Raw genomic sequence first — 25,736 nt, 5'->3', positions numbered from 1 at the left:
CCCATTTGATCATTTTGCATGCTGAATACCTTCAACAGCAGCAACGGCTTATCCTTTCTTTCCATTCACTTCTCCTTAAATGTCTCCATGGTGACGAACGTACCTTCCTGCAGTCGCTCCCGTTGGAGGGTATAGACTTGGCCCTGAAGTTGTCTTGGTATGTGCTCACGCTCCTGACCTACGCCGAATTGCCCTCTACTTTGCCTGCCCCTATTGACCACATGGCGGGCGATACATAGCGGAGGGGCTCAACTCCACCCACCTGTCCGTATTGTGACGCGTAGGTAAATTGGCAACAGATTATCCCTGGTAGTTCTAACTTTCCTGCCGTAGGAGATGATGCTGATCTTGGCGTCTGGTCTGCACCAGTCAATGCACACGTTTTGGCACACGGCCACCGGTAAGTATGCTGTGTATACCTATTTTGAGCTAGAAATGACTTGAATTTACTTTATAAGTGCTTGTTTTCAGGTGTTCCCGTTTGGATTCGAACCAAAGACCTACTGCTTAGAAGTTTCATGCTACCCATGAATACAAAATTTATTAGTCGAGGCAAAGGTGTGCGAGCAGTATGAAAAGTGATAGCCATTATATCACATACATCATCTATCATTAACATTACATAAGAATTTCTTTTCTCAGAAACATATGATGCATCTTCTTGGTCTTCATAATTTCTAAATGGATCAGAATCCGGCTATATATTGACTGAATAGAACCAAATAACTTTGCCGAGTTTTTGATCACTTAACAGTAGAACTGTTTCATTTACTATTCCTGAGTGGGTAAACTGTATTAAACAACGGCATACTCACCTAAAGCAATTTGTATGCAAATTGTATGCAAATAAAAAAGCACTTACTTCGAATAAACGAGGCAAGTGCTTGATTATCAACGTGGGCCCAGCTGGAATCGAACCAGCCACCTACTGATTATGAGTCAGTTGCTCTAACCGAATGAGCTATAGGCCCGTTCCCCTTCTTAAGAAGTGCTTCCTTTGAAATGGGAGTGCAATTTTACATATTTGCATTCAATATTTCAAATACTAACGGATTATTTTTTCGTGGACCTGACACAAATCAACAATATCATTTTCGACCTCGGTGGCGTCATCATCAACCTGGATTACGACAAAAGTATACGGGAGCTGCAGAAACTGTGCAAGGGCAACTGCAACATTGCCTATAGCCAGAAAGAGCAATCGCACCTGTTCGATTTGCTGGAGACCGGCGCCTGCTCGAACGAGGAGTTCCGCAACGGTCTGCGCGAGGCGTACCAACTGGAGGCCACTGACGAGGAGATTGACGAGGCCTGGAATGCCATGCTGCTCGACATTCCGCAGGAGCGCATCGACCTGCTGCTGGAACTGGGCAAACGACACCGCATCTTCCTGCTAAGCAACACCAACGACATTCACCTGCAGCGCTTTAACCAGATCGTAGCACACAGCTTCACCATCCCGAGCCTCGACTCGCTGTTCGAGAAAACCTATTACTCGCACCTGGTGGGCAAGCGCAAGCCCGATGCCGCCATTTTTGAGCAGATACTGGCCGAGAATAACCTGCAAAAGTCAGCGACGCTGTTTATAGACGACAGCATTCAGCACATCCACAGCGCCAATAGCCTGGGCCTCCATACCTTGCACCTGCAGCCGCCGCTTACCATCAATAAGTTCTTTGCGGATGTTGCCCGCTAACCGGCAGCAATACGGGCTACACCTGCTGCTGTTCTGCCTCACGCTGGTCACCACGACCATTGCCGGGGCAGAGTGGCGGTACGGCAAGCTGTTTTTCCTTGGTCCCGAGGGCTTCAGCTGGACGGGCACGCTTTCCTGGGCCGAGTTTTTGGGCGGTTTATACTTTTCGCTGCCTTTCCTGGGGGTGCTCACGGTGCATGAGTTCGGGCATTACTTTACGGCCCGCTACTACCGCACCGCCGTTACGCTGCCCTACTATATTCCGCTGTGGTTCGGCATCACTTCCTCCCTGGGCACCATGGGGGCTTTTATACGGATAAAGGAGCGCATTTTCTCGCGGAAGCAGTTCTTCGACATTGGTATTGCCGGCCCGCTGGCTGGTTTTGTGGTGGCGCTTCCGCTGCTGTTCTATGGGTTTACCCACCTGCCTGCCCCGGAGTACATCTTCAGTATACATCCCGAGTATGAGCGCTACGGGCTGGATTACGCGCAGCACGTGTACCAGCAGGGCTTTGGCAATTTTTCGCTGGGCAAGAACCTGCTGTTTATACTTTTCGAGACCTATGTGGCTGACCCGGCGCTGGTGCCGAACCAGTACGAGGTCATCCACTATCCGTTCGTGTTTGCGGGCTTCCTGGCCTTGTTCTTCACGGCGCTTAACCTGCTCCCCATCGGGCAGCTGGACGGCGGCCATGTGCTCTATGGACTTATCGGGTACCGCCGCTTTAACCAGCTCTCCCCAATCTTTTTCGCACTGTTTATACTTTATGCCGGGCTGGGGGTGATATCGCCCTACACGGAGCCCATGTGGTCGGAGGAACTGCTGGTGCTGTTTGCGCCCTTTGCCTACTGGGCCTACGCCAAGCTGCTGGGCAATCGCAACCACGCCCTGGGCGCCACCCTGGCCATGATGCTGCTGCAGTACGGGCTGTCGGGCTTTTTCCCGGAGCTGGAGGCCTACTTCTGGCTGTGGCCTTACTACGTGCTGTACCTGGTGTTTGTGCTGCAGCCTGCCACGCCAAAGCTGAAGTATAGCCTATACTTAGCCGGAGTGGTGCTGGCGGCGCAGGTGCTTATCTCACTGGTATTTCCAGAGTCGGATGGGTACAGTGGCTGGCTGGTATTCGGTTTGCTGCTCTCCCGCGTGATGGGCATTTTCCACCCCTCCTGCCCCGACGAGCGCCCGCTCACGCCGCTGCGCAAGGCGCTGGGTATACTTGCCTTTATCATCTTCCTGCTCTGTTTCACGCCCACACCGTTTATCATTGAGTAGGCCAGCTATCCTAAAACTTAGTTAAAAAGAAAGGGAGCGGCTGGTATGGCCGCTCCCTTTTTACTTTGCTTTATACTTTAAACCCAAGTTGCGATTTACTAATGCAGTGCAGGTGTTAACCCACCCCTAACCCCTCCGAGGAGGGGAATCACCTACTCTTTTGCAATTTTCCTCTCTTGGGAGGAGCAGGTTAATCGCAACTTATACTTATACTTATACTTATACTTAGCCCTGGTACGCCATGAAGCCGCCTACCAGGTTGCGAACGTTGGAAAAGCCCTGCTGCATCAGGAATGCCCTGGCTGAGGCGGAGCGGGCACCGGAGCGGCACTGCACGATCACTTCCGCATCCTTCAGGTCCTCCAGTTCGTCGAGGCACTGCGGCAGGGTGCCTAGCGGTATGTTTTTGGCCCCGGGTATGTTAGCCTCCTGGTGCTCCCAGTCTTCGCGCACGTCTATTATGACAGGGGTCTCTCCCTTGCTCAGGCGCTCCTTCAGTTCTTCTGCGGTAATGTCTGCTGATGCGATCATAGTTTAGTTTGTTAGGATAATTTTCTTCGTGATAACGGCTTTTCTATTCTGAATACGCAAAGTATAAACTCCAGGCGACAAATGCCCCATCTGCAGGGCCTCCCGGCTGCTTTTATATGTTTGATGATGCACCTGCCGGCCCAGCATATCGTATACCTGCACCTGCTCGTAGGGCTCGCTCAGGTATACCAGGCCGCGGCTCGGGTTCGGAAACACGCGCATGGCCGCCTCGTAGCGATCCTCCTCCACCCCAAGCGGCTCCTGCCCTGTCATTACCGGTCGCATCATAATGGCACCTTCCAGCGTGTTTTCCGGAGTCCAGCCGCCCGAGGCGGTGTAGGTGAACCGGCGGCCGGTCGCATCCTCATTCTTATCAAAACCGATGTTGACGTACCGGCTCCCCGGCTGCGTCCAGCCGATGTAAAAGCTGCCCTGCACCCGCACCGGCTGCGTCAACTCCACCTCGTAAAAGCCGTTCAGCGAGTCGGAGTACTGTATCCGGAAGCTCTGCTGGTGCAGCGACTCGCCCGGCAACCCATCCGCATCGCTCCAAATCCTGAAAGTGATGGAGGTGCCCGAAATATCCGGTCCCACCCTCGGGAAGTATACCCGGAAGGCTCTTACCTGGTCTACCAGGTGCAGGTCGAAGCGCTGGGCCACCTGCGTGTTACCGGTGCCCAGAAAGCTGAAGCCGGCCTCGGCTGTGCCATCGTCCAGGGCATAGAAATCGGAAAACACTGTGCTGCGTTCGGTGATGTCGTTGGCGCGTAGCTGCGCGTTTTGCTCCTTTGTGTCGAGCCTGATGCCGTGCACCAGCGTAAAGCTGTCGGTGGCTGGCAGGGTGTTGTTCCCCAGCGAAGGCACACCAATGATCTCGTACTGCCGCGCCAGGCCCGGAATCAGCGCCTGCTCGCGCAGAAAAGTATCAGCCACCGAAGCTCCCTCGTTACGGATAAAGCCTCTCCAGCTGATGGCCCCCGGAAAATCGCCCAGGTTATTGAGGGTGGCCTGCACCGTATCGGCCAGCTCCGCCTCAGGGTTCGCTCGGAACTGGCGGGCGGGCATGGCGGTGTAGTTTTTCAGCAGTCTGCTTATACTTTGGCTGATAGCAATGTCGCGGGTGGTGCTCTGCCCTTTGCGGCGGTTTTTATCCAGCTCCACGTAATCCAGGTTCCAGACATCGGCCATGCCGTTGCGCAAGCCTACATTCCTGAATCTGAACCTAAAATCGCTGTGGAAGTACCTCGCCTCCCGAAGCCCCACAAACACCTGCGCAAAGTCTGTTACCTCGCCTACTGCCGCCTGCCGCCATACTTCCTGCCAGGCACCGGTATTGTCCAGGAACTCCAATGCCAGGTAGCGCAGGTCGCTCTCCGTCTGGTCCGGCACATCGCCCAAACCACCCGACTGCCAGTATAAGCTCAGGTATACCGAGTCGGCGGGCGTGAGGTCGCCCAGAAGTATAGGCGCAGAAGTTAAGGTGTCAGAAGGCCCGGCGGCCAGGGAGTTGGTGGCATAGGCCTGCCCGTTGGCATCTAACCCGTCGAAAGTAGCTACGTTTTTGGTGATGGGCCGCAGCGCATAGCGGTTGTTGACGAACACGCCCCCGCTGCTCCAGCGCGAAGTCTTCAGCGTATCGGCCTGGGCAAAGTCATCGAAGAAAGGCAGGCTCTGCTCTGCCGCCAGCCGCAGCTGCTTTGCCGCTGGTTTATACTTTTGCGGCTGGCGCACCTCCTGCTGGAGCGGCTGCAGCACAGCCTGTGCAGCGGCCCCCGAGGCAGCACCGCCAAGTATAAGAAGTATGAGCGCCAGCTGTTTTTTCATCCCAGGTATAAATATAAGGCAAAAGGTAGCATTTCCGCTACTCTGATGCAAACCTTAAGGTTTCCGCGCCGCTGCAACCTGCCTAATATCATGCAGAAGGTAATTCCCCGCCCCCGCACCGGGAGACTTATGGAAAGCTATACTTCTGTCTGCAGTCGGCGTTAAGGAGAACACAATCTCTCGCGGAAACAGAAACGCCTGCCGTTGCCGGCAGGCGCTCCTGTTATACTTTTATACTTTGTAGATGCTTACTCTATGCCCTGCACCGGCTCCGGACCGGCCACCCAAAGGTCCACCATCTCGCCTACGCGGATTTTGGCGCCTACCTCGGCGTAAGGGCGCTGCCTTACCACCGTGCCATCGGGCTCCTCGCTGCCCTGTACGTAGAAAACGTTGCCGATCTGCAGCCCCTGCCCAACCAGCAGCACCGAGGCTTCATCCACCGGCATGCCTACTACCTTCGGCATCTCAAACTCCGTTTCGCCCAGGCCGTCACCCACGTGCAGGTCCACTAAAGAGCCTTTTGGAATCATATCGCCCGGCTTAACTTCCTTGCCATCCACAAACTGCTTCAGCACAGCGTTTTGCTGCAGGTCCGGCACGTACGTGATCTTGCCTTTGCGCAGGTCGTAGCTTTTCAGGATAAGCTCTGCATTCTTCACCGATCCATCTATCAGCTTGGGCATCTTGATCATCGGCGGGTTCTTCATGTTCACCGAGACGTAGATCTTGCGGTTCTCCTTTACTTTGGAGCCCGGCGCCGGGTCCTGCGTCAGGATCTGGAACGGCTTCTGATCTGCCTTGTAGGTAGAGTCGTTGATGAAATAGCGCAGGTTTTGCTCCTCCAGCAGCATTTCAGCGTCCTGCAGCTGCATGCCAGTTATCTTAGGCACCGAGATGCTCTCGCCATGGTTGGTGGTGGAGGGCAGGTAATAGTAAAAGAAGCCCAGGATCAGGGCCGCCACAACAATGCCCATAATCAGCAGGTGCCCTATCACACCTAAAAATGAATTCGATTTAAACATGCAATTAAATTGCTGATGGTTGATTGTTAAATTGTTGGCTTGGTAAAGGATCTTCCAACCCTTTGATTACTCCCCAACTTTCTAACTTTTTAACTTTCTAACTCCTTAACTTCTAGATATTCGCCTTCATGCGGGTGCGCTCTATGCCGTAGCTCAGAATGCGGTCGATGAAGTCGTATGGCTTGTAGCCGTTGATGGCGGTCTGGTGGAAGATGCAGGTGGCAGGCGTCATGCCTGGCAGCGAGTTCACCTCGATGATGATGGTCTCCACCTCGTTATTCTCCAGCACGCGCACAAAGGCATCGATACGGGCATAGCCTTCTATGTTCAGAATCTGGGCCACACGCCGCAGGTCTTCCTTCACCTGGTCCGATATTTTCTGGCGGCGCTCCGGATCGGCAGCGTAGCGGGCAGGCGTGATGTTCTGTCCCTCCCCGGCCAAAAACTTCTCCTCCAGGCTCAGCACCTCACCCTCGGCCAGCGCTTCCGAGGCCTCAAAGACTTCGTAGTTTACCGTGCCGTCCGGGTTATACTTGGTCAGCAAACCACCCGTGATCTCCAGGAAGTGCTTCGCGCCGTTTCTGCTGATGAGCGTCTCTACCAGGAAGCCGGCCTTGTTCGGAAACTCCTCCTTAAAGCCCAGCGACAGGGTGCGGGCACATTCCGTATCCAGCTCCTCCATCTCCCGGAAAATTAATGTAGAAAAGGCATCCAGCTCCTGGCGGTTCTTGATCTTTTTCACCGCGGAGCTACAACCATCATCGGCTGGCTTGGCAATGAACGGATACTTAAACTCAGCTTCCAGGCTCTGGTAAAAAGTCTCCTTATCCTGCAGCCAATCTTCCTTCATAGCCATTTTGTGGTGCGCCACCGACACGCCGTGCCTGGCCAGGATCTCGTTGGTTTCATACTTGTTGATGGTGATCTGAGACGAGCGAATACCGGAACCGTTGTACGGAATGTGCAGCTTCTCCAGCTCCTGCTGCAGCGCCCCATCCTCTCCCGGACGACCATGCAGGGCAATAAACACCACGTCCACCAGGTTTTTCAGCTGATCATAGGTGATTCGCTGCGGCTCCTGCAGGCTGCGGCCGGTGTATTTCTTCGTTATACTTGATGCCTCCTCGATGATCTGGGCCAGCACCGGATGCGGCTTTCCGCCTTGCTCAAAGTATAGCACCTTCTCCTTGATGTCGTCGGCGTTATCCTTGAGCATGATGTTGATCGGAATGGCGTACAGGCGGTGCGACTCATTGCTCCCCGTCAGGAAGATGGGCAGCGGCTCATACTTTACAGAAGACGACAGCTTCTCATAAATATTGCGTCCGCTCTCCACCGAAATATGGCGCTCGGAGGAATAGCCGCCCATGATCACACCCACGCGAATCTTCTCCTGGCGGTGCACCTGCTCGTCTTTTATACTTTTGTCCAGCTGCTGCAACAAGCGCGACAGCTTCACGGTGTCCTTGCCGGTCTTCAGGCGCTCGGATACCGAGGTGCGGATAATGTAGGTCAGGAACTGCGAGGGGTTCAGCCCGATCTCAGCGGCCTGGTGGAAGAAGAACGACGAGGGTAGCATGCCCGAGGTCGTGTTCGGGTCGTTGAGGAAAATATCGCCTGCTTCGGTGATAAAGCCATCCAAGCGAGCATACACGTTAAACCCAAAGGCCCTGAAGAGTCTGCTGGTAGCTTGTCTTATACTTTGGATCTGCTCTGTTGGCAGGTTGATCGGCGTGATTTTGCGGCTCAGACCCGGTAGGTATTTGGAGCGATAGTCGAACACTTCGCTGCCTTTCACGATCTCGGTTGGCGGCAGCGCGATCGGCTGGCCCTGCTCATCCTGCACCACAATGCACGAGAACTCCCGGCCCTGGATAAAGGCCTCTACCAGCACCTGCTGCTCGTGCTCCACGTTGGTGAGCGTAATGCTGTCGGTGGCCGTGGTGTTGAACGTATGGTTGATGTGGTTGAAAAGCTCCTCGGGATGATAGATGATCTGGCCATCCTCCAGCACCACCGGCATGCCGATGCCCTCGCGGATATCCACGAGCTGTTTCATACTTACCAGCTGCTTCTCCTCGCCCATCGCCAGCCACTGGCTCTTGTAAATAGTTTTGGTGAAGAAGCTGCGCTCCATGCCGGCCTCAAAGGCAGCAAAATCATCTTCTTTGATAATGGAAACGCCGATAGACGAACCCTGGTGCGGCGCTTTGAGCACCAGCGGCAGGTTCAGAGCCGCTTTCAGCTGCTCAAATACCTGGCGGCGGTTCTCCTTATTGCTCCAATCATTGTATTGTATGGTTCTGTAATCCGGTGTCGGGAAACCGTGCTGCTTGAGCATCTCCTTCTGCGCCGCCTTGTCAATGCCAATGGCTGAGGGAAGTATACCGGATCCCGAGTAAGGAATGTGGTACCACTCCAGCAAGCCCTGAATGCTGCCATCCTCGCCGTAAGGGCCGTGCAGTGCCAGAAACGCAAAATCGAAGTGGTTCTTGAACTCATTCGGCTGCAGACGCTTGCCCGCTTTGGCGATGATCTTGTCCTGCTCAGCTATGCTCAGCTCGCCCAGCGACTCGAGGTAAATCTGCAGCCCGTGCTCGCTCTCCGGCAGCGCCTCCACCGGCGGGTAAAAATCGCGGATGGTGCCTTTGTAGATGTACTGCCAGTCGAGCAGAATGAAATTGCCCAGGCTGTCCACAAACACCGGAACGGCCTCGAAAAGAGACTTGTCCAGGTTATCGTATACTGTACGGCCACCTGCAAACGAGATTTCACGCTCACGCGACGGGCCACCAAAGATGATTCCTACTTTCATTATCGCAAAGGTAATAAATGAGGGGCTTAAGTTAAGTAGAATTTAGGAGCTTAAAAACGCGGCCTCGTTATACTTTCCGTTGCAAGACAATTGTAAATTTCAAAGCGTAGTATAAATTCGATGGATTTATACTTCTAAACAGGCCTCTGGTGATTTCTGCTGTGCCTAGTCCAACCAACCCTGTCCCTCTCCCGAGACGGGGAGTATGCTTGCTCCTTTTTCTGTCATCCTGAAAGGATCTTGTGGGAAGAGAAGGTGAAGCTGAGGCTACTGGGAAGTACATGTTTCATAGTTAACTTGGTCCAACCACCCCTTTATCCCCTCAGAGCTACGCTCGCTACCTTCGAACTCGCGTTCTCGGTAGTCTAAGGCGGGGAATTCTGCTGTTATTCATACCAAAGTATAAGTTTTATTGCTGCTGTTCTCGCGCGGACAGGTCGCGACCTGTCCCTACAAGTATAAACACCCCTGCAGTCCTCCGAGGAGGGGAATTATACTTGCTGCTTTCCTTGTGATCTCTAGCAGGGCGAAAGACCTAAACAGAATTCTAAAGATATCTCTCATTTCATTCGAGATGACAGCAAGGCAGCGGCTATCGAATCTAATTATAGCCTTTGTTCAGAAGATGATTATCATCCCCCTGTCCCCTTCAAAGGGGGACTTATACTTGGTTCAAGCTCCCTCAGCCATAGCTATCGAACTGATCCCAGCCTTTGGGTTGAGCGCCTATGCGAGTTTTTCCGGTGCCGAACGGAGTGAGGTATTGCGACGCAGGAGCAAAGGAAAAGCTCCCAGCGCGATGCCCGAAGGCGAGCCCTCTCGGGCTTGAGAGCACCAAAGCAGGAAATGAAACTGTAGGCTTGTAAGTCTGGAGGATGAACGTTGCTAGCAAGTATAGCTTGTGTCAAAAAGCAGGAAGCAGCGGCAAGGGAAGTATAGCTAAAGTATAAAGTATAGTAGCAAGTATAAAGTATGGCTTGCTCAAGTATGAAAGTATGACTAAAGTATAGGTATGGCTTTTCAAGCTAGTCGAGGCACAGACTCGACGCCATGTTAGGACACAAGTCTAAAGACTTGCGCCATAACTGAGGGCAGAAAGCTAACTAAGGCACAAGTATAAGACGCTCCCAGGACCTTCGGACAATGCAAGATCTATAAAAACAGAAAAGCCACTGGCTTGTGGCGCAGCGGCTAATCCTCCTTTGGCTATTCGTTTATACTTGCAAACGTGTAACTCGAAAACGAATTCCACGCAAGTAAATTGCCTTACTCCTTTTTATACTTTGTCTGATTAAAATGGCGGCTCCTCGTCAAAATTTGAGGTCGGGAAACCTCCTCCACCGCTGCCACCGTCGTTCATGCGGCTGCCCAAACGAATGGCTCCCGGGGTCTCGGTATCAAAAGTACTGTTTGGCAGCGCGTTAAAACCGCCCATGCCATCTCCCCCGAAATCGCTGTCGAGGTTCGTGAACTTCGTATACTTTCCGATAAACTTCAACTGCACGTTCTCCAGCGAGCCGTTTCGGTGCTTGGCGATGATCACCTCGCCCACGCCGGCTGTCGGATTGCCCATCTCATCCTCGGTAATACCATAATATTCCGGGCGATACAGGAAGCATACCATGTCGGCGTCCTGCTCTATCGAACCGGATTCACGAAGGTCAGAAAGCTGCGGGCGCTTGTCGCCGCCGCGGGTCTCCACGGCGCGGCTCAGCTGCGAGAGCGCGATCACCGGCACGTTCAGTTCCTTGGCCAGCATCTTGAGCGCTCGCGAAATAGAGGCGATCTCCTGCTCGCGGTTACCGTTGCTCTTGCCATCAGCGTTGCCGCTCATCAGCTGCAGGTAGTCAATAATGATCATCTGGATGTCGTACTGCGCCTTCAGGCGGCGGCACTTGGTGCGCAGCTCCCGGATCGAAAGGCCCGGCGTATCGTCGATGTAAATCGGTGCCTCGGTTAGTTTCGCGATCTTATGGTTGAGCTGAGCCCACTCATACTCTTCCAAACTTCCTTTCTTGATCTTCTCCGACTCCAGCTCCGCCTCCGATGAAATGAGACGATTCACCAGCTGCAGCGAGGACATCTCCAGGGAGAAGATGGCTACCCCTTTGCCAAAGTCCACGGCGGCGTTGCGCATCACCGAAAGCACGAAGGCCGTCTTACCCATCGCCGGACGGGCGGCAAGTATAACCAGGTCAGATTTCTGCCAGCCGGAGGTTACGCGGTCCAGCGCCGTCAGGCCGGTCGGCACGCCCGTTAAGCCATCGGACTGCTTGCGCTTTTCCTCCAGTTCCTTGATGGCCATGTGCATGAGCGAGCGCATGTCGTCGAAGTTCTTGCGGATGTTGGACTCCGACACTTCGTAAAGCTTGGCTTCCGTCCTGTCGAGCAGTTCGAATACGTCGGTGGTGTCCTCAAAAGCGCTGGAAAGCACCTCCGAGGAAATGGAGATCAGATCGCGTTTGATGGAGTTCTCCGTGATGATACGGGCGTGGTACTCAATGTTGGCTGCCGAGTTAACGCGGGTCGTCAGCTGCGTGACGTAGTAGGCGCCGCCGGCCAGCTCCAGTTCCCCGTGCTCGCGCAGCTCCTGCGTTACCGTCAGAATATCAATTGGTTCCGATTTATCGAAGAGGGAAAGTATGGCTTTGAAAATGCGCTGGTGCGACTCTTTGTAGAAACTCTGCGGGCGCAGAATATCGATCACGTTGGTCAGGGCATCCTTCTCCAGCATCAGAGCGCCTAGCACGGCCTCCTCCAGATCAAGTGCCTGCGGTGGCTTCTTGCCCAACTCCGAAACTACGGGGGCTTTTTTCTGCCATCCGTTGCGGTTGCCCGCAGGCCGCACATTCATTTTCATCTCCTCCATAAGCACAAAGATATATCCTTATATAACCTGCGCCCGAAAAATGTTCGTAATAATTGCCCACCCGGCTATCAACAACCACACAGGAGCCTTTACACAGGATATCCACACCAATATACACATATCCACAATGTATCCACATATTAACGTATAGCTATTTTAAATTAGCCAAGTACTTATAACTTTGCCTGATTAGTACATATTTGTTGCATTATGGAGAAGAAGGATTTTCAGTACATACACCTCATCGCCGTGGGCGGTAGCATCATGCACAACCTGGCGCTGGCCCTGCACGACAAGGGCCTGAAAGTGACGGGTTCGGATGATGAAATTTACGAACCGGCCAAGAGCCGACTAGCCGCCGCGGGCATTCTGCCGGCGCAGGAAGGCTGGTTCCCGGAGAAACTGGACGCCCGCCCCGACGCAGTTATACTGGGCATGCACGCCCGCGCCGATAACCCGGAGCTGAAGCGTGCGCAGGAACTGAACATCCCGATCTACTCCTTCCCGGAGTTTATTTACGAGCAGAGCCGCGACAAGCAGCGCGTGGTGATAGGCGGCAGCCACGGCAAAACCACTATCACCAGCATGATCATGCACGTGCTCCGGTACATCGACCGCAAGTTCGATTATGCGGTGGGCGCGCAACTGGAGGGCTTCGACCGCATGGTGAAGCTCTCAGACGATGCGCCCGTGATCATCATTGAGGGCGATGAGTACCTGTCGGACCCTGTGAAGCGGGTGCCCAAGTTCCACCTCTACCACCACCACATCGCCGTGATCAGCGGCATCAGCTGGGACCATATCAACGTGTTCCCGGACCCGGACCTGTACCGCGACCAGTTCCGCATTTTTGCCGAGATGACACCGAAGGCCGGCACGCTGATCTACAACCAGGATGATGAGCAGGTGCAGCTGGTGAGCGTGCCGCGCAACCCGGCCGACATCTCCTACATTGGCTACGGCGTGCACGAGCATAGCATCCGAAACGGCAAAACCATCCTGCACACCAAGAAGGAAGGCGATGTGGAGGTGCAGCTATTCGGGGAGCACAACCTGCGCAACTTGAACGCGGCCAAGGAGGTGTGCAAGAAGATCGGCGTGAAGGCGCAGGACTTCTATGCCGCCATGAGAACCTTTAAGGGCGCGGCCAAGCGCCTGCAGAAGCTGGGCGAGTCGGCTACGGCCAATATTTACCGCGATTTTGCCCATGCCCCCTCCAAGGTGAAGGCCAGCACAGAGGCCGTGAAAAAGCAGTTCCCGCAGCGCGAGCTGGTGGCAGTACTGGAGCTCCATACCTTCAGCAGCCTGAATAAGAAATTTATACCGCAGTACGCCGGAACGCTGGACCTGGCCGATGCTCCCATCGTGTTCTTCAGCCCGAAAACCCTGGAGCACAAGCGCATGGAGCCGCTGACGGAGCAGGAACTGAATGACGCCTTCAAAAACCAAAACCTGAATGTATTTACCGACTCAGCCGCACTTGAGCAGCACCTGCTGGAGCGCAACTGGCAGAACGCCAACTTGCTGCTGATGAGCTCGGGCACTTACAATAACATTAATCTGGAGGCGCTAACGCAGGCGGTTCTGAAATCCTAGAAAGTATGAAATTACACCTCAAGCGCCCCATCGTATTCTTCGACCTGGAAACCACCGGCACAGACATCGGCAAAGACCGCATTGTGGAACTGAGCGCCCTGAAAGTGATGCCCAGCGGCGAGGAGATCCTGAAAACGCGTCGCATCAATCCCACTGTTCCCATTCCGCTGGAGTCGAGCCTGATCCACAAGATCTACGACGAGGATGTGGCCGACTGCCCCACGTTTAAGCAAGTGGCCCACGACCTGAGCAAGTTCCTGGAAGGCTGTGATTTGGGCGGCTATAACATCCTGCGCTTCGATATTCCGCTGCTGGCCGAGGAGTTCCTGCGCTGCGACATCGACTTTGATATTGAGAACCGCAGCATTGTGGACGCCTGCCGCATTTTCCACCAGATGGAGCAGCGCACGCTGTCGGCCGCCTATAGGTTCTATTGCGACAAAACACTGGACAATGCCCACAGCGCCGAGGCCGACACCGTGGCTACCTACGAGATACTGAAGGCCCAGTTGGAGCGCTACCAGGAAACGCCCTATGAGACCTCAGAAGGCGTAACGGAATACCCGGTGCAGAACGACATGGCAGCCCTGCACAAGTTCACGTTCCAGAAAACCGCCGACCTGTCGGGCCGCATCGTGTACAACAATGCCGGGCAGGAGGTCTTCAACTTCGGCAAGTATAAGAATGTGCCCGTGGAGGAAGTGCTGCAGAAGGAGCCCAGCTACTACGACTGGATGATGAAAAGCGAGTTCCCGCTCTATACCAAAAAGATCCTGACCCGCATCAGGCTGCGCGGCATGCAGGTATCTTAGCATAAAGCTTGTAGCAACTGGAATTAATTACACCCCTACAGCAGTATAAAACAGAAGCGGCCGCTATACTTTAGCGGCCGCTTCTGTTTTATACTGCTTAGTTATACTTCTTAGTTACTTTTCCTGCTATCGCGCTCCCGGTCCGGGCGGAGCCTTGGGTTTTCCTTCAGCAGGGTGTTGCCTTCAGAGTAGCGATGCTCACAATTGTTGCCGGGTGCCCGCGAGGAGCACTGGCAGCCGGTGATGCGGTTACCTGAGAAGGTGAAGTAGCAGAAGCCACACCCGGCAGAAGATTTGCAGATATGCCGGGAGCCCTTGCTGCTCAGGTATAAACTGTTGTCAGCAGCCAGGTCCAGTTCCAACGCCATACTTCTGTAAGCGCCGTTCTGCATGCCCAGGCCTACCAAGTAGTAGGCCGGCTCATCCTCCTTCGTTTCCTGCACTTTCCGGATCATCACCCTGTCCACCACCGTTCCATCGCCAAACTCCTTGATAAAAGGCTGCATCAGCTGCTCTGTCGGCACGATGTGGTCTACCGTATCAAACACGACCTGCGCCAGAAGCACGCCATCATAGGGCACCTCCGCCTCCACCTCGCCGCCTTCTGGGTTCTCAGCATTCTCCTCCTGTATAAATTCGCGGGTGGAGCAGGCCGAAGAGGCCAGCAGCAGGAAAAACAGCAGGTACAGCAACCCGCTTCTGTTCAGGGTGGCGCCGAGGGTACGGCTTCTTCTGTCTGTGGTCATGCAGTTAGGTGTTTAGCGCTTGTAGTATTTCAGCGCCTCAGGCATGTGCTTCTGCAGGTCTGCCTGTCTGGTTCCGGCGCTAGGGTGCGTGGAAAGGAACTCCGGCGGGGCCTGTCCGCCGCCTTTGGCTTCCATACGCTTCCAGAAAGATACAGCTTCTTCTGGATTATATCCAGCCATCGCCATAAAAATCAGACCCAGTCTGTCGGCCTCCGATTCCTGCGTGCGGCCATACTTGAGCAGGCCCAGCTGGGAGCCGGCGCCATACACCGCCATCACCAGGTTTTGCGCCGTACCTGGCTGTGCACCAGCCAGTGCCGACAGCGTCTGGCCACCGAACTGCTGCGCCAGCTGCTGGCTCATGCGCTCGTTGCCGTGCTTGGCAATGGCGTGGGCAATCTCGTGACCCATGATCACGGCAAGCCCCGTCTCGTTCTGGGCAACCGGAAGTATGCCGGTGTACACCACAGTTTTACCGCCGGCCATGGCCCAGGCGTTCACCTGGTCATCCTCGATCAGGTTAAACTCCCACTCAAAGCCCTGCAGCTCCTGCGACAGGCCGTTGGCGGCCATGTACTGCTCCACCGCCCGCTGAATGCGCTGGCCGGCGCGCTTCACCATGGCCGTGGCCTGGGCATCGCGCGAGAGCTTGTTCTCTTTCAGGAATTGGTTGTAGGCATCGTAGCTCAGCGATTGCATCTGCGCGTCAGACACCAGGTTAAGCTGACGGCGGCCCGTAATCGGCACCGTCGTACAGGCCACAAGCATGACCACAGCTACTGAAAAGGCAATAATTTTCTTATACATCGTCTTATATGATTTAATGGCTCCTGAAACCCAATTCAAATTTTGAACCAAATTTCTGAAAACCGGTCGCAATTATATGAACAAATTAGCATAAACCTATACTTGAAAGCCCGTTTTTACGTTGATCCAGTGATCTGCAGCCGCTAAAAAGTATGGTTCCTGCACCAGTATACGACACCTCCGCTTATTAGAGTTGCCGGACCAGGCGCTGCTGCCAATTGCACTGCCGGAGGCTGGAACAAGTATAAACGCAGGGGCGTAACACGCTGCAAATCCTATATTTTTTTACGGATTTTGCTAGGGCTCTCCGTAAGAAGTCCTATTTTTGAGAATAGAACCGAAAAATCCCTTTACATGAAGATAGTAGCCATCGGCAGGAACTATGCCGATCATATTGCCGAGCTCCAGAACGAAGTGCCCGACGAGCCTGTGATCTTCTTTAAGCCTGACACAGCCATACTTCGGAACAACGAGCCTTTTTACTACCCCGAGTACAGCAACGATGTTCACCACGAGGTGGAGCTGCTCCTGCGCGTCAGCCGCGAGGGCAAGAACATCGAGCAGAAGTTCGCCCACAAGTACTACGACGCCATTGGCCTGGGCATAGACTTTACCGCCCGCGACCTGCAGGCCAAAGCCAAAGCCAAAGGCCTTCCCTGGACGCTGGCCAAGGGCTTTAACGGCTCTGCCCCTGTCTCCGAGTTTCTGCCGCTGTCGGATTTCCCGGACCTGCACAACATCAATTTCAGGCTGGACGTGAACGGCGAGACCAGGCAGCAGGGCAACTCGAAGCTGATGCTGCACCCCTTTGACGAGATCATCGCTTACATTTCGAAGTTCATTACCCTGAAAAAGGGAGATATCATTTATACAGGAACACCACAGGGCGTAGGCCCCGTAAAAATTGGAGACAGGCTGGAAGGATATGTTGAAGACAAGAAACTCCTTGATTTTGAAGTTAAATAAGAAGCGGCTCGCCACAGCCATACTTACATTTTTCACCGGCTTCGGCGCCATGGCCCAGATGCCGGCCGAGGCGCCCATGCCTGCCCCGGCAGATTACTTCCTCTTCCCGATTAAGCCGGGCGAGCGCAACTACCTCTCGGGCACGATGGGCGAGATCCGCTCGAACCACTTTCATGGCGGGCTGGACATTAAGACTGACCAGCGAGTGGGCCTGAACGTGCACGCCGCCGCCGACGGCTACATCTCGCGGGTGAAGCAGTCGACCTACGGCTACGGCAACATCATCTACGTAACGCACCCCAACGGGCTGGTGACCACCTACGCGCACCTGCTGGAGTTTTACAAGCCGCTGGCCGACCACATGCTGCAGCAGCAGTACGAGAAGCAGACCTTTGAGCTGGAGCTTTTCCCGGAGCCGGGGCAGTTCCCTGTGAAACGCGGCGACGTGATCGGCCTGTCGGGCAACACGGGCGGCTCGGGTGGCCCGCACCTGCACTTCGAGATCCGCGACAAGGACGACCGCCTCTACAACCCGCTGCGCTATACTTTTAAGGAGGTGATCGACACCACGCCGCCGGATATCTATAGCATCGGTATCGCGCCGCTGAACATCCACTCCCGGGTAAACAATGCGTTTGAACGGGCCGAGCTGCGCACCAAAAAAGTTGGCAATAACTATACCCTGACCGACACGGTTTTCGCACACGGCCTGCTGGGTCTGGAACTTCAAACTATTGATAGGCTGGACGGAGCCGCCAACAAGAACGGCACGCAGGAGGTAACGCTGTTTGTGAACGGCGAGCAGCTCTACAACCACTACATCGACCGGGTGCCGTTTGAGCTGTCGCGGCAGGTGTCGCAGCACATCAACTACGGCCAGTACAGGCGCCGCGGCAGTACGTTCCAGAAAGCATTTGTGGACCACGGCAACGACCTGCCGCTCTACAAGGCCAACGGCAGCGACGGCCGCCTGAAGGTGCAGCCGGATTCGGTTTACCAGGTAAAGCTGCTGGCCCGTGATTCCTATAACAACACCTCCTCGCTGAGTTTTACGGTGAAGGGGCAGAAACCGGCCTTTACCCAAACCAGGTCTGCCGCCGTGAAGAAGCCAAGTATAAACTACGAGATACTGGGCAATGTGCTGCGGATAAACGCCGCCGATACCAGCGCCACACCCAAGAACATCGAGCTGTTCGTGGGCGGCGAGGAGCTGATGCTGGTGCCGAGCTACGTGCACAACTCCGTTGCCGTGGGCCTGTACGACCTGCGCGCCGGCCTGCCCGACTCGATGCGCTTCTGCGGGCTGAGCACAAGCTTTGGCCTGGAGCAGCTGGTGCCGCCGGCACAGGCGTTTCAGTTCCGTAACAATTACCTGAAGCTGAGCTTCGACGAGCAGAGTTTGTACGACACTTTATACTTGCAGACCAGCCTGGAGAACGGCGTGTTCACGATCGGAGATTATTTCACGCCGCTGCACAAGGCCATGAAGGTGACGCTCAGGACCGACACCACCGGCATAGACAAAAGCAAGGCGGCGGTATACTTCCTGGGCACCGGCCGGGGCCGTGGCTTCACGGGCGGTAAGTGGGAGGGCAACACCATCACCTTCTACACTAAGAACATGGGTAAATTCAAGGTGATGGAAGACACCAAGGCTCCCTCCATCCGGCTGATCAGCAAGAGCCGCAACGGCATCAGTTTCAGGATTTCGGACGACCTCTCGGGCCTGAACTCCTATAACGCCTGGATAGACGGCAAGTGGATCCTGATGAAGTATGAGCACAAGCAAGCCACCATCTGGTCTGAGAAGCTGGATAAAAACATCCCTCTGTCGGGCGAGTTTATACTAAAGGTGAAGGATAACACCGGCAACGAGGCGGTGTATACTACCAGAATTTAATTTGATACCGTAGTACGACACACGTATCACGTAGCACGACATGCGACTATTCCCAAGTCGTGCTACGTGTGTCGTGCTACATGATACGTAAACAACTATGACACTGAACATCGGAGACAAAGCGCCTGATTTTGAGGGCAAGGACCAGAACGGCAATACCGTAAAGCTGAGCGATTACCGCGGCAAAAAGGTGATTTTATACTTCTACCCCAAGGACAACACGCCCGGCTGCACCGCCCAGAGCTGCAACCTGCGCGACAACTACAGCGACCTCAAAAAAGAAGGCTACGAAGTGATCGGCGTAAGTATAGACAGCGAGAAATCGCACCAGAATTTCATCAGTAAGTATGAACTGCCCTTCACCCTCATTGCCGACACCGATAAGCAGATTGTGGAGCAGTACGGGGTGTGGCAGGAGAAATCAATGTATGGCCGCAAGTACATGGGCACCATGCGCTATACTTTCGTCATTGATGAGGAGGGCATCATTCAGGACATCATCACGAAGGTAAAGACCAAGGAACACGCCGCCCAGATACTGAAATAAAACATTAACGCAGCTGCCCCCTTCGGCAGCTGCGTTTTTTTGTTATATTTGGACATCAGTAGAAGTATACTTGATGCGAAGTTGGCTGCCTGTACTTTATAGTATTAAAGTATAAATCCGGCCGGCTAACAATTAAACCATTCAACAACCAACAATTAGACTAACGTGAACCCACATAACCTTAGCATTGAAGAGCTGAAGCAAACCGCTGCGCAGGTGCGCCGCGATATTGTGCGCATGGTGCACGCCGTAAATTCCGGCCACCCGGGCGGCTCGCTTGGCTGCACCGATTACTTTGTGTCGCTGTACTTCAGGGTGATGAACTACAGCACCGATTTTACGATGGACGGCGAGGGCGAGGACCTGTTCTTCCTCTCCAACGGCCACATCTCGCCGGTATGGTACTCCACGCTGGCCCGCGCCGGTTTCTTCGAGGTAAAAGAGCTGGCCACGTTCCGCAAGCTGGACTCCAGGCTGCAGGGCCACCCGACCACGCACGAGGGGCTGCCGGGCATCCGCATCGCCTCGGGCTCGCTGGGCCAAGGGCTTTCGGTTGCCATCGGCGCGGCACAGGCCAAGAAGTTGAACAAGGATAACAACCTGGTGTATGTGCTGATGGGAGACGGCGAGCTGGAGGAAGGCCAGATCTGGGAGGCCGCCATGTATGCCCCGCACCACAAAGTAGATAATATCATCGCCACCGTAGACAGAAACGGGCAGCAGATAGACGGTTCTACCGCAGAGGTGGCGGGCCTGGGCGACCTGCGCGCCAAGTTCGAAGCCTTCGGCTGGCATGTGCTGGAGGCCGACGGCAACAACTTTGAGCTGCTGCTACCTGCCCTGGACGACGCCAGGGCCGCCACAGGCAAGGGCAAGCCGGTCATAATCCTGATGGACACGGAAATGGGCTTCGGCGTGGATTACATGATGGGCTCGCACAAGTGGCATGGCGTGGCGCCAAATGATGAGCAGCTGGAGAAAGCCCTGCAGCAGCTGGCCGTAGAGCAAGCATCCGATTACTAAGTCATACGTTCGGACCTGAGCCCATACCTTTCTGGTTTTAGCGCATGGTAAGCTGGAGCAAAAGTATAGCCGCCCTTCTTTTATTGCTGATGATCTCGGCAACGGGGGGCGCTTTTGCCCAGGATAAAAAACCGCAGCCTAAAACGCGCATCCTCTTTCTGCTGGATGCCTCGGGAAGTATGATGGCCAAGTGGGAGAACAGCGACCGCATGGCCGTGGCCAAGAACCTGCTCAGCCACCTGGTGGACTCGCTCGACCAGTATGACAACGTGGAGGTGGCGCTGCGGGCTTATGGCCACCAGTTTGGCCGCGAGCGCAACGACTGCAAGGATACCAAACTGGAGGTGCCCTTTGGCGAAGACAACTCGGAGGCGATCAAGAAAAAGCTGGAGGCCATTGTGCCGCGGGGCAACACGCCCATCACGTACTCGCTGCAGCAGGCCGCCGGCGATTTTCCGGAGGACCGTTCCCGCAACGTGGTGATTCTTATTACCGATGGGCTGGAGTCTTGTGGCGGCGACCCTTGCGCCACTTCTGAGGCGCTGCAGCGGAAACGCATTTTCCTGCGCCCCTTCGTGATCGGCATCGGCATAGAGCCGGAGCATGAGAAGCAACTGGACTGCATTGGCCAATACTTCAATGCCGCCGACATCAAGACCTTTGAGCGGGTGCTGACCGAGATCGTGACGCAAACCCTGAGCAAGACCACCGTGAGCGTGGAGCTGCTCGACGAGGAGAACCGCCCCAGCGAAACCGGCGTGAACCTGACCTTTGTGAATGCCCTGAGCGGCGAGGCAGAGTATGATTACGTGCATTACCTGGACGCCAACGGCAAAACCGACGTGCTGGATGTGGATGCCCTCCTGCCCTACCACCTGCTGGTGAATACCACGCCGCCGGTGCTGGAGCGCAGCCTGAGCATCAAGCCGGGCCGAAACAACGTGATCAAGGTGAAGGCACCGCAAGGCGAGTTGTACCTGCGCCAGGACGGCCCATCGCCTTACAGGCTGCTGAACACCATCGTGCGGCAGGCCGGAACGGAGAGAACGCTGAACGTGCAAACCTTCGGCAACCGCCACAAGTACCTGGCCGGCAAGTATGATCTGGAGATCCTTACCATGCCGCGCATCATCATGCGCAACGTGGAGCTGAAATCCGGCGAAACGAACACGATCACGATTCCGCCGCCCGGCCAGTTGGCCATCCCCTCGCAGGTACAGGGCTACGGCAGCGTGTACGAGTTGCACGAGAGCGGCGCCCAGCGCTGGCTTTGCAACCTGCCCGAGGACAACAGCAAAATAACCATGGCCCTACAGCCTGGAAACTATAAATTAGTGTACCGGATGAAATCCGCCAAGTCGAGCAAGTTCACCTTTGTGCAGGACTTCACCATACGATCGGGCGCGACTACAACCGTAAGGATTTTTAACAGATAAGGAGGCCAGCCAACGTATAAAGTAACCAGGCAGGCGCCCTCTATAAGCTACAGAAAAAAACAGAGAGATGAAAGAGTATACTTATACAGAGAAAAAAGACACGCGTTCCGGCTTCGGTGACGGTTTGTTAGAGCTGGGTCGCCGGAACCCCAACGTGGTGGGCCTGTGCGCCGACCTGATCGGCTCCCTGAAAATGGGTGCTTTCCAGAAGGAGTTTCCGGAGCGTTTCTTCCAGGTGGGCATTGCCGAAGCCAACATGATCGGCCTGGCCGCAGGGATGACCATCGGCGGTAAAATTCCGTTCACGGGCACCTTTGCCAACTTCTCCACCGGCCGCGTGTACGACCAGATCCGCCAATCGGTGGCCTACTCGGGTAAGAACGTGAAGATCTGCGCCTCGCACGCGGGCCTTACCCTGGGCGAGGACGGCGCCACGCACCAGATCCTGGAAGACATCGGCATGATGAAGATGCTGCCCGGCATGACCGTGATCAACCCTTGCGACTACAACCAGACCAAGGCCGCCACCATCGCCATTGCCGACTACGAGGGCCCGGTTTACCTGCGCTTCGGCCGCCCGGTGGTGCCTATCTTCACCCCTGCCGACCAGAAGTTCGAGATCGGCAAGGCCGTGATGCTGAACGAGGGAACAGACGTAAGCATCTTCGCCACCGGCCACCTGGTTTGGAAGGCCATACTTGCCGGAAAGATCCTGGCTGATAAAGGCATCTCTGCCGAGATCATCAACATCCACACCATTAAGCCGCTGGATACCGAGGCGGTGCTGAAGTCTGTGGCCAAGACGGGCTGCGTGGTATCGGCAGAGGAGCACAACCGCATCGGCGGCCTGGGCGACAGCATTGCACAGGCGCTGGCCACCTCTAAACCCGCCCCACAGGAGTACGTGGCCGTAAACGACACCTTTGGCGAGTCGGCCACCCCGGACGAGCTGATGGAGAAGTATGGCCTGACGGAGAATGACATTGTGGCCGCCGCAGAGCGCGCCATCAGCAGAAAGTAATCAGGTATTCACACCGTATAATTAGAGGGAGGTACAGCGGTATCTCCCTCTCTTTTTTGTATACTTGCTGTTTCCTCAGGAGGAAGTATACTTCTGAGCCTGCCGATCCTGTTTACCGATACCACCCGTTGGAAGACAAAGAGCTACTTGAGAAATTTGCCCAGCCCGAGAGCCGCAACATGGCTTTTAACCAACTTGTGCGCAAGTACCAGGAGAAGATCTACTGGCACATCCGCAAGATGGTAATCGACCATGACGACGCCGACGACCTGACGCAGGACGTGTTTCTGAAAGTATGGAAGAACCTCGACAACTTCCGCCAGGACGCCCAGCTCTATACCTGGATCTACCGCATCGCCACCAACGAGTGCCTTTCCTTCCTTTCCAGTAAAAAAAGGAAATTTTTCCTGCCCCTGAACGATGTGACCGCCGAGCTGATGGAAAAGGTGGAGGCTAGCCCCGAACTGGCTGGCGATGAGGTGCAGATGAAGCTGCAGAAAGCCATCCTGCGCCTGCCCGAAAAGCAACGCCTGGTATTTAACATGAAGTACTTCGACGAGATGAAGTATGAGGAGATGTCCGAGATACTGGGCACTTCCGTAGGGGCTTTGAAGGCATCTTACCACATCGCGGTAAAAAAAATAGAAGAATTTATAAAGCGGGATTAAACTATAGGGGGCAGGCCCCATCTAACAGGAAGAGTTCAAAAGCATGAAGAAAGAAGTTAAACTCAGCGACATACCCAGGCGCAACCCTTACCAGGTACCGGAAGGCTACTTCGACCGGCTGCCGATGCGCGTGATGGAGCGAACCGCCGCCAGGGAGCAGGAACAGGTGGCCTGGCTGCCGAACCTGTGGCGCCCGCTGCGGCTGGCTATGGCCCCGCTATTGTTACTGCTGCTGGTTTTCGTGGGCGTCTTCTACTATAGTATGACGGCCGGGCAGGAGAAGCAGCTTATGAACCTGGCCAGGGTGTCGGATACCGAGATCGTGGATTACCTGAGTGCCTATACGACCATTGAGACAACAGACTTTGCCGAGCTGAACACCCTGCGCGAGCAGGAACTGCCGGCCGACGTCTTAAACGTAAGTGCCACGGCTGCCGAAGAGGAGCTGGAGTACTACAACCTGAATAACATTGACTACTAATTCACCCATGAAGCTTTTCACATTCCTATTACTTTTTAGCTGTGCCCTCTTGTTTGGCGGCACTGCAGCCATGGCCCAGGATAGCCGCACGCAGGAGCGCCAGGAGAGTGTGGAGGCCGCCAAAACAGCCTTCCTGACCGACAAGATGGGACTCAGCTCCGAGCAGTCGCAGAAGTTCTGGCCCCTTTACAACGAGTACGAGGCCAAACGCCGCACCCTGATAAGAGGCTACCGCAGCGGCTACCGCCAGGATGTGGACGCGCTCAGCGACCAGGAAGCAAAGTCGCGCATCGACCACATGTTTATAACGAAGGACAAAGAGCTTGAACTGGAGAAGGACTACGCCGGCAGGTACCTGAAGGTCATCTCCTACAAGCAACTCATAAAGCTTTACCGCGGAGAGCGGGAATTCACGAAAATGCTCCTGAAGCGCCTGGACGACAAAAGAGCGAACAATTAAGGTTAAAATTGGCTAAAGTTGAGAGTGGAAAGGGCGCTACCGTAACGGGGCGCCTTTTCAGTTTCAGCGAAGTATAAAGTATAAATCTTCTGGGGAACTTAGGTTTATACTTTATACTAATATGGATTTATTCGTCGCATCAGAGCTAGTCAGGATAGCCAATTCCCCTCCCTAAATGTCGGGCTGTTAACTTCTTACTACCCCGCTATTAAAAACATCTGTCATTCTGTTAAGAATCTTGGTAGCAGGTAGGTTAAGCCGTTGCTACTGGCAACCAAGATCCTTTCAGGATGACAAAAACGAAAACGTAACAGCCCTGCCTCCCTGGAGGAATAAGGCTGGGTTATTGTTTTTTAGAGCGCACGCCCCACTCCATACAGAATCACACTTTCACTGCAGTAAGAGATTCATATCTGACCTACTTAGTATACATCCAGCAGGAAGTTGAGATCATCGGATGGCTTGAACTCCATGGGCTTGTCAGTTTGCAGGAAAACCCGCGCCGTGTGTGGCCCCAGCAGCTTCATCTTGTCGCCTTGCACGCGCAGCATGCTGCCCTCGCGCAGGCCGATGACCGGTTGTTGATTGTGGTGGTGGAATTCGGCAATGCGGGTATCGCGCGTCTCGCCCATGTGCGTGGAGCCCGGGTCAGGGTCCTGGAAATGCGGGTTGATGTTGAACGGCACCAATTGCAGCGCATCAAAGGTTTTTACATGCACGATCGGCATGTCATTGGTGGTGCCGATGGTTTTGCCCGCCACGTTGGTGCCCGCGCTGGTGCCCATGTAAGGCATGCCCTGCCGCACACGCTCCCGCAGCGGCTCCACCACCTTGTTCTGGTAGAGCTGGCGCAGCAGCACGAAGGTGTTTCCGCCCCCTATAAACACCGCCTCCGCCTCTTTCACTGCTTTTGGCGCATCATCGTACTCATGCAACCCGCTCACACTTATGCCCCATTTCTCAAAGGCCTCGCGCGCCTTAGAAGTATAATCTTTATGTGATATGCCTCCCGGACGGGCGTAAGGTATAAACAAGACGCTCTTTTTCCCCTCCAGCAGGGCCCTTATCTCCTGCTCCGCATGCTCCAGGTAGCCGGTGCCGTGCGTGGTAGAGGTGCTTATCAAAAGTAGGTTTCTGCTCATACCCAAAGATAGGGAATTTGAGGCTGAGCCGACGGGAGAAAGATGAAATTTAGAATGAGGGGAGTGGTAGGGATACCCTTTCTTTAGATTAACTCATA

The 25,736-nt window shown here is 54.7% G+C and carries 21 protein-coding genes and 1 tRNA gene; 13 read left to right on the top strand and 9 right to left on the bottom strand.

Translation table 11 applies throughout. From position 1 onward, the window contains the following. Window positions 1–897 precede the first annotated feature (897 nt). Window positions 898–971: transfer RNA gene (locus tag A3841_RS09420), tRNA-Ile, on the bottom strand. 92 nt (window positions 972–1,063) lie between these two features. On the opposite strand from A3841_RS09420, the gene A3841_RS09415 reads away from it, so the two are divergent. Together A3841_RS09415 and A3841_RS09410 are read left to right on the top strand one after the other, a co-directional pair. Further along, window positions 1,064–1,696, top strand: a complete 633-nt coding sequence (locus tag A3841_RS09415) for an HAD family hydrolase (RefSeq protein WP_073852634.1) — start codon at window positions 1,064–1,066, stop codon at window positions 1,694–1,696. Further along, window positions 1,683–2,969, top strand: a complete 1,287-nt coding sequence (locus A3841_RS09410; protein ID WP_083610285.1) for a site-2 protease family protein — start codon at window positions 1,683–1,685, stop codon at window positions 2,967–2,969. The genes A3841_RS09415 and A3841_RS09410 overlap by 14 nt, the downstream gene beginning before the upstream one ends. A 225-nt stretch (window positions 2,970–3,194) precedes the next feature. On the opposite strand, the gene A3841_RS09405 is transcribed toward A3841_RS09410, so the two are convergent. The 5 genes from A3841_RS09405 to dnaB form a co-directional block, all read right to left on the bottom strand. Beyond that, window positions 3,195–3,500 carry a rhodanese-like domain-containing protein gene (locus A3841_RS09405; RefSeq protein ID WP_073852073.1) on the bottom strand — a complete coding sequence of 102 codons (306 nt, stop codon included), beginning with the start codon at window positions 3,498–3,500 and terminating at the stop codon, window positions 3,195–3,197. 3 nt (window positions 3,501–3,503) lie between these two features. Then, window positions 3,504–5,324 (bottom strand): T9SS type A sorting domain-containing protein, encoded by a 1,821-nt coding sequence (locus A3841_RS09400; RefSeq protein ID WP_073852072.1) that lies wholly within the window; start codon window positions 5,322–5,324, stop codon window positions 3,504–3,506. A 248-nt stretch (window positions 5,325–5,572) separates the two neighbouring features. Then, window positions 5,573–6,349, bottom strand: coding sequence for a PASTA domain-containing protein (locus A3841_RS09395; RefSeq protein ID WP_073852071.1), 777 nt, complete (start codon window positions 6,347–6,349; stop codon window positions 5,573–5,575). A gap of 112 nt (window positions 6,350–6,461) precedes the next feature. Beyond that, complete coding sequence (locus A3841_RS09390) at window positions 6,462–9,164, bottom strand: D-alanine--D-alanine ligase family protein (protein ID WP_083610284.1); 2,703 nt, start codon at window positions 9,162–9,164, stop codon at window positions 6,462–6,464. Between the two features lie 1,291 nt (window positions 9,165–10,455). Further along, the gene (gene dnaB, locus A3841_RS09380) at window positions 10,456–12,033 is read right to left on the bottom strand and encodes a replicative DNA helicase (protein ID WP_073852068.1); all 1,578 of its coding nucleotides are present in this window, start codon (window positions 12,031–12,033) and stop codon (window positions 10,456–10,458) included. Between the two features lie 210 nt (window positions 12,034–12,243). Here dnaB and A3841_RS09375 point away from each other — a divergent pair, with 210 nt between their 5' ends. After that, the gene (locus A3841_RS09375; protein WP_073852067.1) at window positions 12,244–13,629 is read left to right on the top strand and encodes a UDP-N-acetylmuramate--L-alanine ligase; all 1,386 of its coding nucleotides are present in this window, start codon (window positions 12,244–12,246) and stop codon (window positions 13,627–13,629) included. Window positions 13,630–13,634: 5 nt separating this feature from the next. Further along, window positions 13,635–14,441, top strand: a complete 807-nt coding sequence (locus A3841_RS09370; protein WP_073852066.1) for a 3'-5' exonuclease — start codon at window positions 13,635–13,637, stop codon at window positions 14,439–14,441. 110 nt (window positions 14,442–14,551) lie between these two features. Here A3841_RS09370 and A3841_RS09365 read toward each other — a convergent pair whose 3' ends face one another. Together A3841_RS09365 and A3841_RS09360 are read right to left on the bottom strand one after the other, a co-directional pair. Continuing rightward, window positions 14,552–15,187: a hypothetical protein gene (locus A3841_RS09365; protein WP_073852065.1), complete on the bottom strand. Its 636-nt coding sequence runs from the start codon at window positions 15,185–15,187 to the stop codon at window positions 14,552–14,554. 12 nt (window positions 15,188–15,199) lie between these two features. Next, entirely contained in the window at window positions 15,200–15,994 is a 795-nt protein-coding gene (locus A3841_RS09360) for a M48 family metallopeptidase (RefSeq protein ID WP_073852064.1), read from the bottom strand. 354 nt (window positions 15,995–16,348) lie between these two features. Between A3841_RS09360 and A3841_RS09355 the strand changes: the two genes are divergently transcribed. The 9 genes from A3841_RS09355 (at window position 16,349) to A3841_RS09315 (ending at window position 24,496) form a co-directional block, all read left to right on the top strand. Continuing rightward, window positions 16,349–16,960: a fumarylacetoacetate hydrolase family protein gene (locus A3841_RS09355; RefSeq protein ID WP_073852063.1), complete on the top strand. Its 612-nt coding sequence runs from the start codon at window positions 16,349–16,351 to the stop codon at window positions 16,958–16,960. Then, the gene (locus A3841_RS09350) at window positions 16,947–18,860 is read left to right on the top strand and encodes a M23 family metallopeptidase (protein WP_073852062.1); all 1,914 of its coding nucleotides are present in this window, start codon (window positions 16,947–16,949) and stop codon (window positions 18,858–18,860) included. Before A3841_RS09355 ends, A3841_RS09350 begins: the two co-directional genes overlap by 14 nt. A 97-nt stretch (window positions 18,861–18,957) precedes the next feature. After that, window positions 18,958–19,407: a thioredoxin-dependent thiol peroxidase gene (gene bcp, locus A3841_RS09345; protein WP_073852061.1), complete on the top strand. Its 450-nt coding sequence runs from the start codon at window positions 18,958–18,960 to the stop codon at window positions 19,405–19,407. A gap of 165 nt (window positions 19,408–19,572) precedes the next feature. Beyond that, window positions 19,573–20,430: a transketolase gene (locus A3841_RS09340; protein ID WP_073852060.1), complete on the top strand. Its 858-nt coding sequence runs from the start codon at window positions 19,573–19,575 to the stop codon at window positions 20,428–20,430. Between the two features lie 44 nt (window positions 20,431–20,474). Further along, window positions 20,475–21,866, top strand: coding sequence for a vWA domain-containing protein (locus A3841_RS09335; RefSeq protein ID WP_073852059.1), 1,392 nt, complete (start codon window positions 20,475–20,477; stop codon window positions 21,864–21,866). A gap of 67 nt (window positions 21,867–21,933) precedes the next feature. Beyond that, complete coding sequence (locus tag A3841_RS09330) at window positions 21,934–22,887, top strand: transketolase family protein (RefSeq protein ID WP_073852058.1); 954 nt, start codon at window positions 21,934–21,936, stop codon at window positions 22,885–22,887. Between the two features lie 128 nt (window positions 22,888–23,015). After that, on the top strand, window positions 23,016–23,555 hold the full coding sequence (locus A3841_RS09325; RefSeq protein ID WP_073852057.1) for an RNA polymerase sigma factor: 540 nt from the start codon (window positions 23,016–23,018) through the stop codon (window positions 23,553–23,555). Between the two features lie 43 nt (window positions 23,556–23,598). After that, window positions 23,599–24,036 (top strand): hypothetical protein, encoded by a 438-nt coding sequence (locus tag A3841_RS09320; protein WP_073852056.1) that lies wholly within the window; start codon window positions 23,599–23,601, stop codon window positions 24,034–24,036. 7 nt (window positions 24,037–24,043) lie between these two features. After that, window positions 24,044–24,496, top strand: a complete 453-nt coding sequence (locus tag A3841_RS09315; RefSeq protein ID WP_235861343.1) for a hypothetical protein — start codon at window positions 24,044–24,046, stop codon at window positions 24,494–24,496. Between the two features lie 422 nt (window positions 24,497–24,918). Here A3841_RS09315 and pepE read toward each other — a convergent pair whose 3' ends face one another. Beyond that, window positions 24,919–25,638, bottom strand: coding sequence for a dipeptidase PepE (gene pepE, locus A3841_RS09310; RefSeq protein WP_073852055.1), 720 nt, complete (start codon window positions 25,636–25,638; stop codon window positions 24,919–24,921). Between the last annotated feature and the right edge of the window lie 98 nt (window positions 25,639–25,736).

Origin of the sequence: Pontibacter flavimaris (assembly GCF_001907195.1) — a bacterium.
Taxonomy (GTDB): Bacteria; Bacteroidota; Bacteroidia; order Cytophagales; family Hymenobacteraceae; genus Pontibacter; species Pontibacter flavimaris.
Note: the sequence above shows the minus strand (reverse complement) of the source record. Positions and strands in the feature narration are given on the sequence as shown.

Bases quoted from the DNA above. Each gene is read 5' to 3' on its own strand.
- A3841_RS09400 (WP_073852072.1), bottom strand. From the start codon at position 5,324: ATGAAAAAACAGCTGGCGCTCATACTTCTTATACTTGGCGGTGCTGCC.
- A3841_RS09370 (WP_073852066.1), top strand. From the start codon at position 13,635: ATGAAATTACACCTCAAGCGCCCCATCGTATTCTTCGACCTGGAAACC.
- A3841_RS09330 (WP_073852058.1), top strand. From the start codon at position 21,934: ATGAAAGAGTATACTTATACAGAGAAAAAAGACACGCGTTCCGGCTTC.
- A3841_RS09355 (WP_073852063.1), top strand. From the start codon at position 16,349: ATGAAGATAGTAGCCATCGGCAGGAACTATGCCGATCATATTGCCGAG.
- A3841_RS09360 (WP_073852064.1), bottom strand. From the start codon at position 15,994: ATGTATAAGAAAATTATTGCCTTTTCAGTAGCTGTGGTCATGCTTGTG.
- bcp (WP_073852061.1), top strand. From the start codon at position 18,958: ATGACACTGAACATCGGAGACAAAGCGCCTGATTTTGAGGGCAAGGAC.
- A3841_RS09335 (WP_073852059.1), top strand. From the start codon at position 20,475: ATGGTAAGCTGGAGCAAAAGTATAGCCGCCCTTCTTTTATTGCTGATG.
- dnaB (WP_073852068.1), bottom strand. From the start codon at position 12,033: ATGGAGGAGATGAAAATGAATGTGCGGCCTGCGGGCAACCGCAACGGA.
- A3841_RS09375 (WP_073852067.1), top strand. From the start codon at position 12,244: ATGGAGAAGAAGGATTTTCAGTACATACACCTCATCGCCGTGGGCGGT.
- A3841_RS09315 (WP_235861343.1), top strand. From the start codon at position 24,044: ATGAAGCTTTTCACATTCCTATTACTTTTTAGCTGTGCCCTCTTGTTT.
- A3841_RS09365 (WP_073852065.1), bottom strand. From the start codon at position 15,187: ATGACCACAGACAGAAGAAGCCGTACCCTCGGCGCCACCCTGAACAGA.
- A3841_RS09395 (WP_073852071.1), bottom strand. From the start codon at position 6,349: ATGTTTAAATCGAATTCATTTTTAGGTGTGATAGGGCACCTGCTGATT.
- pepE (WP_073852055.1), bottom strand. From the start codon at position 25,638: ATGAGCAGAAACCTACTTTTGATAAGCACCTCTACCACGCACGGCACC.
- A3841_RS09320 (WP_073852056.1), top strand. From the start codon at position 23,599: ATGAAGAAAGAAGTTAAACTCAGCGACATACCCAGGCGCAACCCTTAC.
- A3841_RS09410 (WP_083610285.1), top strand. From the start codon at position 1,683: ATGTTGCCCGCTAACCGGCAGCAATACGGGCTACACCTGCTGCTGTTC.
- A3841_RS09390 (WP_083610284.1), bottom strand. From the start codon at position 9,164: ATGAAAGTAGGAATCATCTTTGGTGGCCCGTCGCGTGAGCGTGAAATC.
- A3841_RS09405 (WP_073852073.1), bottom strand. From the start codon at position 3,500: ATGATCGCATCAGCAGACATTACCGCAGAAGAACTGAAGGAGCGCCTG.